The sequence below is a fragment of the Streptomyces sparsus genome (genome assembly GCF_054776295.1).
This window is the reverse complement of sequence record NZ_BAAHCA010000004.1, coordinates 1-14,985: the sequence shown is the minus strand read 5'-3', so window position 1 is coordinate 14,985 and position 14,985 is coordinate 1. Positions and strand designations below refer to the sequence as shown.

General features: G+C 69.3%; 13 protein-coding genes and 2 pseudogenes. 12 read left to right on the top strand and 3 right to left on the bottom strand.

Annotated features, from left to right (window positions below; genetic code table 11):
- Positions 1–400: 400 nt before the first annotated feature.
- Positions 401–1,444, bottom strand: coding sequence for a hypothetical protein (locus ACYVE9_RS00895; protein WP_461025720.1), 1,044 nt, complete (start codon positions 1,442–1,444; stop codon positions 401–403).
- Positions 1,445–2,242: 798 nt separating this feature from the next.
- Between ACYVE9_RS00895 and ACYVE9_RS00890 the strand changes: the two genes are divergently transcribed.
- From ACYVE9_RS00890 to ACYVE9_RS00835, 12 genes and pseudogenes are all read left to right on the top strand, one after another.
- Positions 2,243–3,007, top strand: coding sequence for an acyltransferase domain-containing protein (locus ACYVE9_RS00890; RefSeq protein ID WP_461025719.1), 765 nt, complete (start codon positions 2,243–2,245; stop codon positions 3,005–3,007).
- Positions 3,008–3,360: 353 nt separating this feature from the next.
- Positions 3,361–4,884 carry an acyl-CoA dehydrogenase family protein gene (locus tag ACYVE9_RS00885; protein ID WP_461025718.1) on the top strand — a complete coding sequence of 508 codons (1,524 nt, stop codon included), beginning with the start codon at positions 3,361–3,363 and terminating at the stop codon, positions 4,882–4,884.
- 26 nt (positions 4,885–4,910) lie between these two features.
- The gene (locus ACYVE9_RS00880) at positions 4,911–5,948 is read left to right on the top strand and encodes a 3-oxoacyl-ACP synthase III family protein (protein ID WP_461025753.1); all 1,038 of its coding nucleotides are present in this window, start codon (positions 4,911–4,913) and stop codon (positions 5,946–5,948) included.
- A 17-nt stretch (positions 5,949–5,965) separates the two neighbouring features.
- Positions 5,966–6,808, top strand: a complete 843-nt coding sequence (locus tag ACYVE9_RS00875; protein ID WP_461025717.1) for an SDR family NAD(P)-dependent oxidoreductase — start codon at positions 5,966–5,968, stop codon at positions 6,806–6,808.
- A gap of 38 nt (positions 6,809–6,846) precedes the next feature.
- Complete coding sequence (locus tag ACYVE9_RS00870; protein ID WP_461025716.1) at positions 6,847–7,968, top strand: beta-ketoacyl-ACP synthase 3; 1,122 nt, start codon at positions 6,847–6,849, stop codon at positions 7,966–7,968.
- Entirely contained in the window at positions 7,929–8,201 is a 273-nt protein-coding gene (locus ACYVE9_RS00865; RefSeq protein ID WP_461025715.1) for an acyl carrier protein, read from the top strand. The genes ACYVE9_RS00870 and ACYVE9_RS00865 overlap by 40 nt, the downstream gene beginning before the upstream one ends.
- Positions 8,087–8,440, top strand: a pseudogene (locus tag ACYVE9_RS00860) (beta-ketoacyl synthase N-terminal-like domain-containing protein); the annotation flags it as partial. The gene ACYVE9_RS00865 and the pseudogene ACYVE9_RS00860, both read left to right, overlap by 115 nt.
- Positions 8,356–8,796 carry a hypothetical protein gene (locus tag ACYVE9_RS00855; protein WP_461025752.1) on the top strand — a complete coding sequence of 147 codons (441 nt, stop codon included), beginning with the start codon at positions 8,356–8,358 and terminating at the stop codon, positions 8,794–8,796. The pseudogene ACYVE9_RS00860 and the gene ACYVE9_RS00855, both read left to right, overlap by 85 nt.
- 412 nt (positions 8,797–9,208) lie before the next feature.
- The gene (locus ACYVE9_RS00850; RefSeq protein ID WP_461025714.1) at positions 9,209–10,078 is read left to right on the top strand and encodes a terpene synthase family protein; all 870 of its coding nucleotides are present in this window, start codon (positions 9,209–9,211) and stop codon (positions 10,076–10,078) included.
- A gap of 95 nt (positions 10,079–10,173) precedes the next feature.
- Positions 10,174–10,734 carry a hypothetical protein gene (locus tag ACYVE9_RS00845; RefSeq protein ID WP_461025713.1) on the top strand — a complete coding sequence of 187 codons (561 nt, stop codon included), beginning with the start codon at positions 10,174–10,176 and terminating at the stop codon, positions 10,732–10,734.
- 367 nt (positions 10,735–11,101) lie between these two features.
- Positions 11,102–11,783: pseudogene (locus tag ACYVE9_RS00840) on the top strand (HNH endonuclease family protein).
- A 103-nt stretch (positions 11,784–11,886) separates the two neighbouring features.
- Complete coding sequence (locus ACYVE9_RS00835; RefSeq protein WP_461025712.1) at positions 11,887–12,480, top strand: isochorismatase family protein; 594 nt, start codon at positions 11,887–11,889, stop codon at positions 12,478–12,480.
- 925 nt (positions 12,481–13,405) lie between these two features.
- Here the strand turns inward: ACYVE9_RS00835 and ACYVE9_RS00830 are convergent.
- Positions 13,406–14,224 (bottom strand): hypothetical protein, encoded by an 819-nt coding sequence (locus ACYVE9_RS00830; protein ID WP_461025751.1) that lies wholly within the window; start codon positions 14,222–14,224, stop codon positions 13,406–13,408.
- 260 nt (positions 14,225–14,484) lie between these two features.
- A partial coding sequence (locus tag ACYVE9_RS00825) for a phosphotransferase (RefSeq protein WP_461025711.1) occupies positions 14,485–14,985 on the bottom strand: 501 nt, incomplete at its 5' end.

The following is a 14,985-nucleotide window of genomic DNA, read 5'->3' as shown; positions in this document are numbered from 1 at the left end:
GGATGCCGGGGTCGTCCGCTCGTGTGCCAGGGGTGCGGCAAGAGGCCGGGAGAACGCCACCAGGCCCGCCTTTCGTGCCTGCGCGGTGAGGACGAGGTGGGCTGGACAATCAACCGGCCCGCGAACGGGGTGCGTCCAGGACGTACCCACGGTGAGTGTTCCCGGTGCGACACGAAGGCCGGGTAAGCACAATTCTTCGAGCAGTACGCTTCGGTTCATCGTTCCTGACAGTCGTTGTGGAGTACGAGCAACACTACGCATACCCACGGAACTGCCATCACCACTTCCCCTTCCTGGTCAATACCCAAACAAACAACCTAACGAATAGACGTGCGGAGCCTTCTTGTTGCTCGCGGATGGTCAGACCCACTCATCCGCTGAAGGGACGGGCAGTCCGATGTCACGAAGTCTCCCTCCGGACCTCCAGCGCACGGCGCAGCAGCGTTGCTGCCGTTTGGTTCGCGGCGTGCGGGCGTATTCGTTCGATCAGAACACGTAGCCTGTTGTCGATACGCTCACTTTTCAAGGACGGAAGAAGGTCAAGGAAGGTGTTCCACACCTGACACGCGTGTTCAAGGTGCCCCATTTCCAACCGGGTTTCCGCCAACTCCGCGAGGCAGATCGCGCGGGATCGCTGTTCCTCCGCCGGCCGGTACCGCAGCGAAAGGTCGAGTTCCCTGACTGCTTCTGGAAGGTTCCCCTGAGAGCGGGCCACAGCCGCACGCTGCAGGGCCAGGGACCCCGCATGGAAGACGCCGATCCCCGGACCACTGCTCGACGACTGCTCGAGGAAGCGTTCGGCGGCCACCAGATGCCGGGCGAATTCGAGCTCGCCGAAAGACGCCTGCGTCACGGCCAGTTGCCCGAGCAGAAATGCACGCTGGTGTGGCGGGGCGTGGCGGGCTCCGATCTGCACGGCACGCTCAGCGAGCTCATGGGCATTTCCGAAATGGCGGATACTGTGGGCCTGGACGCTCAGCCCCCGCAATGCCAGAGCGTAGCCAAGCCTGTCGCCGGCCTCACGGGCCAGTTTGACACTGGCCAGATAGAAGTGTTGAGCCTCTGCTTGGCGCCCCGAATCGAAGAACATAAACCCGCACAGGTAGGCCAGTTGAGCCGCGACCGTGAACAGCTCCCGTCGAACGCCCGGTTTGGCCTCCGTTTTCAGCCGATCCAGCATCGTGGTGGTCAGGTATCGCCGCAACGGTTCCCGGACCTGCCCAGCACCGAAGGCTGCGTCGAAACGGGAGAACACGGCGAGCAACTCCTGGGCCGATGCCACATCGGCCATGTCGACCGACCGGCCGGTATCCCGCTGCGGTAGCGGGGGTTCCTTGGCGAACCTACCCCAGGCGGGAATCGCCAGCGCACCGATCGAGTAGGTGCCCAGCAGGCCGGCCTCGCGCCGGTCGACAGCCATTAGGGCGTGCTTGAGGTGCTCCACGCCACCTCCTTCCGCGGACAGACACCGGAGCGCCTCGTACGCCCAGGACGCACCATCCGCAAGGCCAGTGTCCTGGATCAGGACGGTCCTGCCGAGACGGCGTGAGAGCGCCTCGGCAACCAGCGCGGGTACAGGCGGCCGGGGCTGACTGCCGGCCAACCAGTGGGCGACCGCGGTGCGGTCGTAGTGCAGCGACATCCCCTCCTCCCCGCCGAGCGCGACCACCTCTCTCGCCAGTTGGGCACCACTCCATTCCGCCTCGGTCAGGAGCCTGCGCAATACCTGGTTCGGTGTACGCGCTCTGCGCACGCTCCCCCCGATCGGTTGACCACCGGCCTGAGCGGACGTTCAACGTCCGGAAACGTTCAACGCCTCCGGACCGACACATTCCGCTGCACGAGTGAACGCACAAGCAGACTTAGGTTGTGGCCACGTTCACGACTTCGTCCAGTGGCCAACGGACAGCGCACGACGCCTTCGCACGCGCCCCCTATGTGCCCCCATCGCCTGCCGGAATGAAGGATTGCAATGCCCACCAGCCAATCGCCGATCACCCGACCGCCGACCGAGCAGTTCAACTGCGCGCACTTGTTCCCCGGCCAAGGTGACTTCTCCGTGAGCACGCTCGTAGCAGCGGTCACCACCCACTCCGCCGTCCGGAAGGCAGCTGATCACGTCTTCGCGCAACTCGACCCGGTAGCACGGGAACGCGGCTTGCCCCCGCTCGGGCCCTGGCTCACCGGACCGGACCCGCCTACCGCACGGAACCTCTCACACGCGCCGCCCGGGACGTTGCAGATGGCTGCTTTCTCCGCGTCCATGACGGTCCACCACGCCTTGTGCTCGGTTCACGGACAACCGTCGGCGGCGATCGGGGTGAGTTTCGGCGAGATACCCGCCCTGACCGCTGCCGGCGCACTCTCACTCGCCGACGGGGCCCGCGCGGCACACGACCTCGGGGTCGTTCTGACCTCGTGCCCGGGAGGACTCACCCTGATCGCCTGCACGGTCCGGACCGCCCGGGAGCTCATCGATCGGGCAGGGGCGGAGAACTCGGTGGTGGTGGCCGTGATCAACGACGACCACTCGGTGGTCGTCGCGGGCCCCCTCGCATCACTCGCCCGCGTCGAGAAGGCAGCTGCGGACGCCGGGGCCGCCACCGCACGCCTCCGGCTCCCCTTCAGCTCCCACCATCCCGCACTGTCCGACGCGGCCGAGACCTTCACGAAGAACCTCCGGGCCTACGACACGGGAGTGCCCCGGTTCCCCGTGTATTCGGCGCTGACCGGGCGGACTTACCGCTCCGGGGACGACCTGCCGCGCCGGCTGGCCGACTGCCTGGTACGCCCCGCCTCGGTTCCGGAGGTGCTGCTCCGAGCCGTCCGGGAGGGCACGAACCTCCTCCTCGAGGCCGGCACCGGATGTGCCCTCACCAACAGCGCCAGGAGAGTCCTGATCGCGGATTCCGCACGGATCGGGCAGACCGCCGCCGTGCACGCGCCACTCGCCGAACCCGACTTCCCCTGGGCTCGCCCCCTCGACTTCCGCCCTGGAGAACGATGATGCCCTCTCCGTCGCCACTCACGGCCGCCGAAACCGAACTCGGCCGCCTCCTTCACGGCCCCTGCGAACCGGGGTTCTTGACCGAACTCCACCAGGCCTTGGCCGGGGCGCTTCCGCCGCCGGACGGGGTGACTCCCGGGCCCGGCGATCGCACCTCGCACCGCCTGAGAACGCTGAGCAAAGGCCTGCCTCCCGCTCGCCGACTCCTCGACACCCCCGCACACCTGTGCGCCCTGCACGCGTGGACGGCAGTGGCCGACCCCTCGCTGTGTCTTGCGGCTCTCGTCCACCACACGCTTTGCCTCGGATCAATCAGCAGACTGGCCCCGGACCCCGCGCCGCTGGAGGCCCGTATGGCCGCACTGGAGTCCGGCCGCGCCAAGGGTCTGTACCTGATCACCGAGGTAGGGCAGGCCAACAGCCACCTGGCCACCCGCACGCACGCCGAATTCGATACGTCGGAGGGCAGGTTCTTACTCCACACACCCGATCCGGCGGCCGCCAAGTTCTGCGGCGCGGGAACCCCGAACGTTCCCCAGACGGCCGTGGTACTCGCCCGGTTGACGCATGCGGGCTCCGACCACGGTGTCTTCGCGTTCGTGGTGGATCTCACCGACGAAAACGGACCATTGCCCGGCGTGGAGATGTCCTCGACCATGGATCTCGGCGCCCTCCCCCAGGACTACGTACAGGTCCGCTTCCGAAACGTCCGCGTACCGTACGCCCACTGGCTCGCCGACGGAGCGCTGCTGTGCTCCGACGGCACCTTCCGCGATCCGGTGACCTCCACGGACGAGCGACTGCAGCGCACCCTGCGGGTGGGTCAGGGACTGTGGGCAGTCATGCCCTCGGTGGCGGCCGCCACCTCTCGGCAAGCAGCCGCATCGGCCGTCAACTACGCCCGCCAACGCGGCACCCAGGGGCATTTGGCTCCCGGTGCACCTCTGCTCTCCTACCGTACGCAGCAGCGGGTGGTACTCGGCGCACTGGCGGACTCACTCGCTCTGACCTGCGCCGCGCACCGGGCCCGGGAACTGTGGACGGAAACCCTGGCCTCAGCCGCACCGGACTCCGACGCCCCACGGGCAGCCGGCTCCATGGGGTTCAGCCCGTGGGCCGCCGTCAGCCGCCCCCTGGCCACGTACAAGGCAGCCTCCGTACGGCTCGCGGCCCGGATCGCTGCCGACTGCCAGAGTCGCTGCGGCTTCTCCGGCCACCTCGATGTCAACGGCCTGGCCGCATACCACGGCTTCCACCACGCGTTCGACGCAGCCGGCGGGGACAGCCAGCTCATTCTCTACGACGTCGGCCAGTTCCTCACCGACCAGGCACCACCGGCCCCGGCTCTCGCGGAGTCCGCCCCACCCCCTCAGCCCCCCGGGTCCCCGGGCTGGTGGCCGGCTGTCGCCAAGCGGCACGAAGAACGGCTCACAGCCCGCCTCAGAAAGCGGCGCGATACCCGGAGCATGACCGCGGCGACCCCGATCGACCTGTGGAACCCCCTACTGGAGGACGCCGGCCTGCTGGGCGAGTTCCACGCGGCGCGCCTCATGGCCGAGGACATGACCCGCGTCCTCGGCCGAATACAGGAGGCCTCGCTCTCCCGGGCTCTCGCTCCGCTGGCGGCGCTGCACGGCATCACCGCAGCACGCCGCTGGGCCGGCTCACTGCTTGCCCAACGCACCCTGCTGCCCTCTGAGATGGAGGCCCTGTCTACGGCCGCCGACCGGGTGTGCGACGAGCTGCTGCCCCATCTGTCACTGCTCACCGAGGCCTTCACCTACCCACAGGACATCGCGCCGGCCCCGCTGGCAGCCCCCGACTACAACAAGGCTCTTGCCTCCGCACTGCGGTGGGCTGAGGGAGGTACGTCGTGACGGACAGGAACAACCGCCGCATCGGAGTGGTCGGTATGGGAACCTACCTACCCTCGCGCATTCGTACGAACTTCGAAGTGGCGCGCGATGCCGGCGTGACGACAGACTGGATCGCGAACCGCACCGGGGTGCGCAAGCGGCATGCGGCCGCGCCCGACGAGGCCGCTTCCGACCTGGCCGCACGAGCGGTCCGCTCGGCGGCCTCCGCCGCAGGCATCGGCGTCGACGAGATCGGGCTGCTGGTCTGTGCGACGTCGACACCTGACGAGTTGGGTCCCTCGACGGCCTGCCGCGTCCAGGCTTCCGTGGGGGCCCGGAACGCTGTCGCCTTCGACGTGAGTGCGGCCTGCTCCGGCTGGCTGTTCGCGGTGAAGGTGGCCCACGACTGGCTGCGGAACGCCGGCGACTTCCAGTACGCCGCGGTGGTCGGCGTGGAGGCCTACTCGAAGTTCCTCGACCCCTCCGACCGGGGCACAGCAGTGCTGTTCGCCGACGGAGCAGCCGCCGCCATCATGGCCCCCGTCGGGCCCCCGCACGGGTTCGAGCACTTCTTGCTCGGCTCCGACGGCACCCTCGCCGACCGCGTGTTGATACCGGCCGGCGGCAGCCGGATGCCAGCAAGCAGCGTCACCGTGCACGAGGGCGAGCACCACATCCACATGGACGGGCGGACCGTCAGTCGCTTCATCACCGACGTCTTCCCCAGCCTGATCACCGACACCCTCGACCGCGCTGGCCTGAGCATGGACGACATCGACCAGGTCGTGGCCCACCAGCCCAACCCCGTGCTGCTGCGACGTATTGGCGACGAACTCGGCATCCCCCCTGACCGCCTGACGGTCGTCGGCGATGAGGTGGGCAACATCGGCGCTGCCAGCGCCCCCTACGCCCTCGCCTCGGCCGCCGCGCAACACCGGTTACGGCCGGGTTCGCGCGTGCTTCTCGCCGTGTTCGGTGCCGGCATGACCTGGGGCAGCGCGCTGCTCACGTGGAACGGGGCCATCACGCGGCCCGAACTTTCCGCTGCCCGAGCCGTGCCCGCATCCGGGTACGGCCGTCCCTGACCCGAAGGAGAATCCCCATGAACGCACCTGATCTGTTCCGCCTCGACGGCGCACATGCCCTCGTGACGGGGGCGTCACGCGGCATCGGCAGGGCTGTCGCGGAGGGGTTGGCCGACGCCGGCTGCGACCTGGCCCTGACCGCCCGGACCCTGCCGGCTCTGGACGAGTCCGTCCGGGCCGTACAGGACAGGGGACGCAAGGCCGTCGCTCTGGCCGGCGACCTGTCCGACACGGGGCTGGCAGTCGAACTGGTGGACCGGGCGGCGGCTGCGCTCGGCGGCCTCGACATCGTCGTCCACAACGCCGGTACCCTCCCCACCGCCGAGGACGGGTCGCCGCTGCTGGTTCCGCTGCAACATGCCTCCCAGGAGGACTGGGACACGGTCGTCACGGTCAACCTCAACGCCAGCGCGGCCGTGTGCCGCGCGGCCCACCGCCATCTGGCCCAGTCCGACCGCGCGAGCCTGATCCTCATGTCGTCCATAGCCGGGCTCGTCGGCGCTCCCATGATGGAGGCCTACGCCGCGACCAAGGCCGCCCAGGTGTCCCTCGCCCGCAGTCTGGCCGTCGGCTGGGCGCGCCAGGGGATCCGGGTCAACGCCCTGTGCCCCGGATGGACCCGCACTGACATGACGTCGTTCGCCAGCCGCACGGGGCCACTGTCCGACTGGCTCACCAGCCACGTGCCGGCCGGCCGTTGGGCAGACGTCGAGGAGGTCGTCGGTCCGGCGCTGTTCCTCGCTTCCTCCGCCTCGTCCTTCGTGACCGGGCACGCCCTGGTCGTCGACGGCGGGCTCGCTGTTCCCGACAGTGGCCTGGCCGGGCACCCCAAACCGCCTTCGCCGTTCGCCCCGGCCTGAGCAACGTGCGCCGGTACCCCTCTGCCGAAAGGATCGTCATGCCGCTCGACGACCGCACCGCGGTCATCACGGGGATCGGCTCCTGCCTGCCGAATCGCACCGTCGACAACAGTACGGTCATCGCACGTGGTGATCTGCGTACCGACGACAGCTGGATCCGCTCCAGGACCGGCATCGTCCACCGACGACACGCCGAACCCGGAACAGCCACCAGCGACCTCGCCACAGGCGCCGCGCGAGCGGCCCTCGCCTCCGACGGAGGCATCCCCGCCGACATGGTGCTGCTGGCCACGACCACCCCCGACCACCCGTGCCCCGCGACCGCGCCCGTCGTAGCCCACCGCCTGGGCCTGGGGCCCGTTGCCGCCTTCGACCTCTCGGCCGTCTGCTCGGGATTCCTGTACGCGCTCGCTGTGGCGACCGCACTCGTCCGCAGCGGGGCATGCTCGGCTCCGCTCGTCATCGGAGCCGACACCTACACCACCTTCGTCGACCCCAGGGACCGGGAGACCGCGCCGATCTTCGGCGACGGCGCCGGCGCTGTACTGCTCCGCCCCGGCGCGCGCGGCGACGCCGGAGCTGTCATCGCCACCGACCTCGGTGCCGACGGCGGCGGAAGCAGCCTGATCACCGTGCCCGGCGGCGGCTCCCGCCACCCCCGCCATCTGCCCCAGCCCGCACCGGACGCGCACCACTTCCGCATGCAGGGCCGAGCGGTCTACGCGCACGCCGTGCGCCGCATGACCCAATCCACCCGCGCCGTCCTGAAGCGCGCCCAGTGGGCACCCGACACCGTGCGGGCGTTCATCGCCCACCAGGCCAACCAACGCATCCTGGACTCCGTCGCCGAACGGCTGGACATCGCCCCCGCGTACCGGTTCGGCAACATCCGGGAGCTGGGCAACACCGCCGCCGCGTCCATACCCCTGGTCATGGCCGACGGCAACGTCCACGCGTCGGCCGCTCCCTCCGGGCGCACCGTTCTCACCGCTTTCGGCGGCGGTCTGACCTGGGCTTCGGTCGCACTCCGGTGGCCTGTCGCGGTGCCGCGCGAGGAACCACCGGACATCGAACTGGATACCGCGCCCCTGTGCAGCGACGACTTGTCGAGGAGCCACTCGTGGACCATGAACACACCCTCGTCCGCCAGCACATCGTGACCGTTCTCACCGAGAAGTTCGAGGTACCGAGCGATCGGCTCACCTCGAAGGCCACGCTCGGCGACCTGGAGCTCGACTCCCTGGCGGTGTTCGAGCTCTACGTCGGCCTCCAGGAGGAGTGGGACGTGCCGATCGACGACTCCACGGCGTCCGCCGACCTCACCGTCGAGGATCTGGTCAGCACGGTCGCCGGCCTGCTGGAGGAGTCCGGACGCGGACTCGGGAGGGCGTAGTGGAGGATCTGCACGGCCTGCCTGTGTCCCTCTCCTGTCGAGTGCCAGCCCTTCCGTCCGCCCCAGGTCGGTTGTGGCGCCTGGACCGCAGCACCCGCTTCCCGCTCGTCGCCGCGCGCGAGGCGCTCGCGTCGGCGGGGCTGTCCCCGTCCGACTGGGACCCCGCCCGCGTCGCAGTCGTCGTCGGAACGGTGGCGGGTGGCATCAGCACGCTGGAGGCCCAGCATCAGAGGGGGAGGGCTGCGGCCTGCTCGTCCTGGAGGGCAGGGACCACGCCGCGGAACGCGCCGCCAGGCCGCTCGCCGTCCTGGCAGGGCACGGCTCGACCAGCGATGCCTGCCATCCGACCGCGCCGCACCCGGACGGGGCCGGCCTGCGCTCGGCCATCGGGACATCCCTCGCACAGGCCGGGGCGGGTGCGGAGGATGTCGACCACATCAATGCCCACGGCACCAGTACGCCCCTCAACGACAAAGTAGAGGCCACCGTGATCCGTGATCTCTTCCCCCGACACCCCCCGGTCACCTCGGCCAAAGGCTCCCTCGGACACACCATGGGCGCCGCCGGGGCCATCGAGGCTGCCTCACGGTTCTGACCCTCGTCCACGGCGAGATTCCACCGACCGCAAACTTCTCCGAACCCGACGAGCACACCTCCGGCATCGACCTCGTCAGCGGATCCGGCCGCAGCGACCCCGTCCGCCTCGCGCTCAGCCATTCCCTCGGGTTCGGCGGGCAGAACGCGGTGCTCGCAATCGCCGCTCCTTGACGCAGAGGAGAACGAAGACGATCTGGTCGGGACCCACCACTTTGTTGTTCGCCGATGGTCTGCATCGAGGCCCGCACGGTATGCGCCGACAATGTTCCGCGCCCCCGGAGCGCCTCACTACCGTAGGCCGGGCTCTCGACCAGGCTGCCGGCCTCCTCCTGGCTTTCCCACCGGCCTGGCCTCGTACAAGCGTGTACAGCAGGTTGCAGCTGTTCTGCTTGTTGCACTCCCTCGGCTCGATGACCATCCTGATTCCGGGAGGCTTCCTGATGCAGAGAATCGAACTTCCCTTCCCTGGCCAGCTTCGGCTGAGCCCGGACATCAAAGAAGTCCGCCAGCACGACCTGCGATGGGTCGGCACCTGGGGGTTGGCCGTCACGAAACAGGAAATGAGACGGTACCGAAGCTGGGATATCGGGGCCCTCGCGGCCCACGCATACCCCGAGGCGACTGGCCACGACCTGGAACTGGGGGCGAACACCCTGGGGTGGTTCACCCTCTTCGATGATCAGCGGAGCACAGACGGAATGCCTTCGGGTTGGCGCACCCGATTTCGCAATAGCTGGGAGATGTCCTTTGCGGGCTTTGTCCAAGAAGCCGAGGACCGTGTGAGTGATGCGGTCACCACTCCCGGCTCGTACTTCAGAAAAAGAGTCCGGAGCCTGGGAACGTACGTGTGGTGCGACTTGGCAGAGCGCCTGGAGAGGTGCCTCGTGCCCGAACAGGCGTGGGATCTGCCCGCCCTCGGTGAACTGCGCCGTCTGCACGGTGAGATCTGCGTCATGGTCAACGATGCCTTCTCGTTCGAAAGAGAGGCCGAGCTGGGAGACGTGACCGGAAATCTGATCTCTTTGACGCGCCGGAACCGGGACATCACACTCGCGGAAGCGACTGCGGAGCTGATACGCCTCGCCGAGCAGACACTTCAGGAGATCACCCGGCGGCAGGCCCAGCTTCCAACCATCGGAGACCAACTACTCCTGTCCCCTGAGGAGCGAGCCCGCTTGACCCACTATGGCGATTGCCTCGCCTCGATGAGTCGTGGGAACTACGACTGGAGCCGAAAAACTCTGCGCTACACGGCCACCGACGCATTCGGCACAACGTGAGGATGCCAACTCAGCCCCGCTCAGCGCCGCCACCTCGGTGACGCCCACGTTGTCGTCCCACGCTCTGGCCGGGGACGCCGGTTCCCCTGCCGGAGATGACACCCATGCACAGGGTCCGGGCCGGGGGCGACCGGAGCGTGTGGGCTGTCCAGGACTTCGACCGGGTCGTGGAACGGGCGTCGCTGCCGGACGACTTCCACCTGCGCGAGCACGCCCGAGAACACCGTCATCACGCCGCTCGCCCCCATGGGCCGGAAGACGTCGCCGACACCTTCGCCTACATCCGGGCGATGCAGGCCGACGACATCGACATGGCCTGCGCGGTCGCCGACGACACGGGCCCGGAGCTGCACCGGCTGCTCCTGGACGTCGCCGCGCGCGTCATCATCCCGGTCACCGCCGTGGACGACTGCGACGGGGAGCCGTGCGCGCACTCCTTCCTGGCAGCGGCACTCGGCCGGCTCCTGCTGAAGCTCCTCTGCCACGGCGAGTGCCTGGTCAATGCGCCGGGCGGCGCCGTGACCCTCATCCGCTTCACCGACAACATCCTCACCGCAGACGTCGACGACGTCGCCGACGTCCTGCGCCAGCTGGAGGCCGCGGGGATGAAGCAGGCGGTGGAACAGCAAGCCGTGCTTGACGAACTCGGCGTGTGAGAGTGAGTGGGGCCGGTGCTCATCACCGTGCAGGTGCTGGCGCGCAGAAGCAGGCTGCGAGCACCGGCTACCGCGGGAGAGCTACTGGCCGAACCCTTGCGGCGTGAGGGGCCCGTCGACTCCCTCACGCCCTGGGGTGGCCAGTGGCGGGGAAGGCCAAACTCCCCCCATCAGGGGGTCTCCTCGGCGCGGTGGCGGCGCGTTCCTCGGCGCATGGGTACTGGTGGAGTGCAGCCGCTGTGGGTGAATGGCTGTCGGCCGGAGTGGGGCCTGTGAATCGTTCCTGCGGTGAATGTCCACGTCCATGCGGGTGAGCGAGGTGCCGCTGAGCACCCACCACGGGCGAGAAGGCCGGTAGAACGCGGGTGTGGTCAAGAACCTTCTGCGCGTCGGCGCGCTTTCCCCCGCCCTCGTTCCACTCGTGGCTTCGGCACCGGCCCAGGCGTCCCCGGCTGCTCACGGGGCGCGGGTTGCCGAGGTGACGACGCTTGCCGATGCAGTCGGCCTGGTCCGGGCCGACGTGGAGGTCCGCACCGGCTACACCCGGTCGGCCTTTCGGCACCGGAACTCCGGCGACCTCGCCGACGGGTGCAGCACCCGCAACGAGGTCCTGCTCGCCGAAGCGACCACCGCGCCGGCCGTGGGGGCCGGGTGCAAGCTGACCGGCGGCACGTGGCTGTCCTACTACGACAACCACGAAGTCACCGACCCCGGCGCCCTGGACATCGACCACATGATCCCCCTCGCCGAAGCCTGGGACTCCGGCGCCAGCACCTGGACAGCCGCCCGACGTAAGGCGTACGCAAACGACCAGGCGCGGGGCCTCGCTGGTCGCGGTGACGGCCCGCACGAACCGGCAGAAAACCGATCAGGACCCGGCCCAGTAGCTGCCGCCGGCTCCGGACGCGCACTGCCGGTACCTGGGCGAGTGGGTCGCGACCAAACTCCGCTGGCAACTCACCGCCGACACCGCGGAACTCGACGCGCTGAAGGTCTTCGCCGAAGGGGCCTGCGACGACACCCTCGTCGAATACACCCCGGCCGGGTAGCAGCACCTGCCCACCTCTACCGGTGCTCGGGGGGCGCCCCGTTCTCGGCCGCCCGGCGGGTCCAGCAGTTCTCCTTGTTGTTCCATTGTGAAAGGTGTTTGTCATGAGCCGAGGCTTGATCGTGGTGGATGTGCAGAACGACTTCTGCGAGGGCGGCAACGTCCCCGTCCCGGGCGGTGCGGAGATCGCCACCGCGATCGCCCACCTGGTGGAGCAGAGCGCGGGCGGTGACTACCAGTACATCGTGGCCACCCGCGACCACCACATCGACCCGGGCAGCCACTTCTCGAGCAACCCGGACTTCAAGGACAGCTTCCCCGTCCACTGCGTGGCCGGGGAAAAGGGCTGCGAGTTCCACCCGAACTTCGCCCCCACCGTCGCGGGCGGCAAGGTCCACGCCGTCTTCTTCAAGGGCGCCTACAGCGCCTCCAAGAGCGGCTTCGAAGGCGCGGACAAGCAGGGCACGTCACTGGCGGACTGGCTGCGCGCCCGCGGCGTCACGGACGTCGACGTGGTGGGCATCGCGATTGACCACTGCGTGCGCGCCACCGCGCTGGACGCCGTCGCGGCGGGCTTCAACACCCGGGTGCGCCTGGACTACTCGGTCGGCGTCGCCTCCGACACCGTCGCCTCCACCCTGGACGACTTCCGCCAGGCAGGTATCAAGACGTCCGGTGAGGCTCCGGTGCCGAGTTAGTCCGGCGCGGCGCACGCAAAAGGGCCGCACCCGTCGTCGCCGGCGAGCGAACCGATCAGGGACCTTGGGCATTGTGCGCAGGGGCCTACCCGCAAGCCGGCAGCTTTGATGCTGCCGGCTTGCGGGCGCGTGAGTGGTCCTGGCGTCTTGTCGCTGAGGCCGGCTTGGTCGCCGTCAATGCGGCACTGCGGTCCCCGATGCGGTACGCGACAGCGGGGCGGGGCCGGCCCGGCGGTGTCCGACTACCCCGGCGGTGTCCGACTACGTGGTGCACGGCTGTCCGCCAGGGTGGGGCGCGCTGCGGATGGGGAAATCAGCGGGCGGGCGGCGGAGGTCGGCTGCGACACTCCCGCTGCACCGGCCTTCCCAGGAAGAGCGCCGTCTGCTGAGGACAGCCGGATGGTTGGCTGGTAGGCCCGCACATCGTTTCAGCAGTTGGCACTGAGGACGATCGCGGCTCCTGAGTGACGGTCTCCGCGTTCGGGCGAGGCTGGACCTGGAGCCCGCGCAGGTCGATCTGTCGGGCGGTATGCGGGTTCCCGGGGTGGCGAATGCGTGCGGGCTTGGGTTGCAGCGGCAGGCCGGGGCCCGGTCGGGAGCTTCTCGACTGAAGACCCCGTCCCTCCAACGGGGGGCGCCACGCAAGCCAATCCCTGCCCTGGCCGGGTTCCCGCCAGAGCGGCGCGAGCACCCGGAACGGCGCCTACCTGGTCCAGTGGGACTGTGCGGAGGGCATCAACCAGCACTTCCGACTCGGCTGAGCCGACCTCGCCCCGTCGCCCCGTCGCCGTGTGCAGGCGATGGGGCGTCTCCCGTCGGAGTGGCCCTCGCACGAAACGATGCGACCACCGCCGCTCACGCCCCCCGGCAGCGGCACCGCACTCCAGCCGGGACGGTGCGGCGGGCTCCCCTGCAGCGAGACCTGTCACTTTTGCAGCGGTAGCTGGTCGCCGGTGGCGCCGACCTCCAGAGATGCGTAGTCGGGGTGGTCCAGGCGGTGGTGGACGTAGATCTGGTCAGCCCACGGCGGGTCGAAGGGGGTGAACGCACGCAGGCCCAGGACCCGCCCGGTCGGCCGGTCCGGGTGGGCGGCGTTGAGATCTGCGATCGCGGCGGCCTCGCCGATCTGCTCGATGGTGCCTGGCAGGTCGTCGAGGTAGCAGGTGACCCGTGGCAGCAGGTGCTCGTGATCCGGCCCCCGGAACAGGTCGAGGGCGGCCGTCGTCGAGGAGTAGTAGTCCAGGTCGAGGCTGACGAAGCCGACGGGATGCTCGCGCAGCGCCTCCGCGCGGGAGCGGAGGTAGCCTGGCAGGGTTTCGGCGAGGTCGCCGATCACCAGCTCGGCTGCCCCGAGGTGGGCGCGCAGCCGGTCTTCGTCCATCGTGTAGAAGCCGGGGCCGAACAGGTAAGGCAGATCCCTGGGATCTTCGGTCGCGGGCATGCCCAGGCCGCCGTCGAAACCGACCACCCGCACCGCTACACCGGTGGCCGCGCTGTAGTAGCGGGCGTGCTCGGCCAACGCCAGGAGGCCGTTGCCGCCGGCCACCCCGAACTCGATGACGGTGACGCCCTGATGTCCCAGGCGGGCGGCGAGTTCGGTAGCCCGGCGCACCCCGTAGGCGTAGTGGGGGTGCTCCACCAGCCCGAACCGGTACGCCGTATCGGAGCCGATCCCCGGGAGGCGCCTGAGCAGCCGGTTGCGAGCTGCGTGCCGTGTTCCGGACTTCGACCACTCCCACAGCACGTCAGCCAAGCCGCCCGCCGGCCTGCGGCCGAAGGGAAGGCCCTTCTGTGCAGTCGCCGGTAACCCCTTGCGCACCACGGCACTCCCCCGAATCGACGGACGACCGGTCCGTCGCCAGCCTCCCCGCCCACGCCCGCACCCAATCCGGCAAGATCCGGCCACCGGGGTTCGATGTGCCTCGCTTTTGAGGGCGGGCGATCCCTCCAGGGGATGACCTGCTCGATGCAGAACGCATACGTAGCAGTCGGGCCCGCGCAGCCTCACATCCGGGATCTCAGCACGTCGACCTCACAGCCCGGCGCGAAGGGATCGAAGCCGTGCTCGATCAGCCAGCGAACTGCCAGCAGGCTTCGCAACGACCACCACGCGTGGATCACGTCGAGGTCGATGCCGGCGCCATAGCCGGCGATGACGTCATCGAGGTGCTCCTCGTGTCCGAGCGTGAAGGTGGCGAGGTCGTACTGGGCGTCGCCCTGGCCCGCCTCGGACCAGTCGATGATGCCGGTGACCTCGTCGCCGTCGAGGAAGACGTGTGCGATCTGCAGGTCGCCGTGGGTGAACGCCGGAGTCCACGGCCGGAGCGCGGCCTCGGCGACCTGGCGGTTGCGGGTGACCAGGTCAGCGGGCAGGAGGCCGTTGGCCACGAGCGACTCGCACTCCTCGTCGAGTTCAGCCGCCAGCGCGACCATGCTCCGCCCGGCCCGGCCGGGTCGGGGCGGCAACGGCGCGTCGTGCAGCTTCCGGATGGCGGCGCCCGCCGC

Bases quoted from the DNA above. Each gene is read 5' to 3' on its own strand.
- ACYVE9_RS00850 (WP_461025714.1), top strand. From the start codon at position 9,209: ATGACCATCCTGATTCCGGGAGGCTTCCTGATGCAGAGAATCGAACTT.
- ACYVE9_RS00835 (WP_461025712.1), top strand. From the start codon at position 11,887: ATGAGCCGAGGCTTGATCGTGGTGGATGTGCAGAACGACTTCTGCGAG.
- ACYVE9_RS00885 (WP_461025718.1), top strand. From the start codon at position 3,361: ATGGCCGCACTGGAGTCCGGCCGCGCCAAGGGTCTGTACCTGATCACC.
- ACYVE9_RS00875 (WP_461025717.1), top strand. From the start codon at position 5,966: ATGAACGCACCTGATCTGTTCCGCCTCGACGGCGCACATGCCCTCGTG.
- ACYVE9_RS00870 (WP_461025716.1), top strand. From the start codon at position 6,847: ATGCCGCTCGACGACCGCACCGCGGTCATCACGGGGATCGGCTCCTGC.
- ACYVE9_RS00890 (WP_461025719.1), top strand. From the start codon at position 2,243: ATGGCTGCTTTCTCCGCGTCCATGACGGTCCACCACGCCTTGTGCTCG.
- ACYVE9_RS00845 (WP_461025713.1), top strand. From the start codon at position 10,174: ATGACACCCATGCACAGGGTCCGGGCCGGGGGCGACCGGAGCGTGTGG.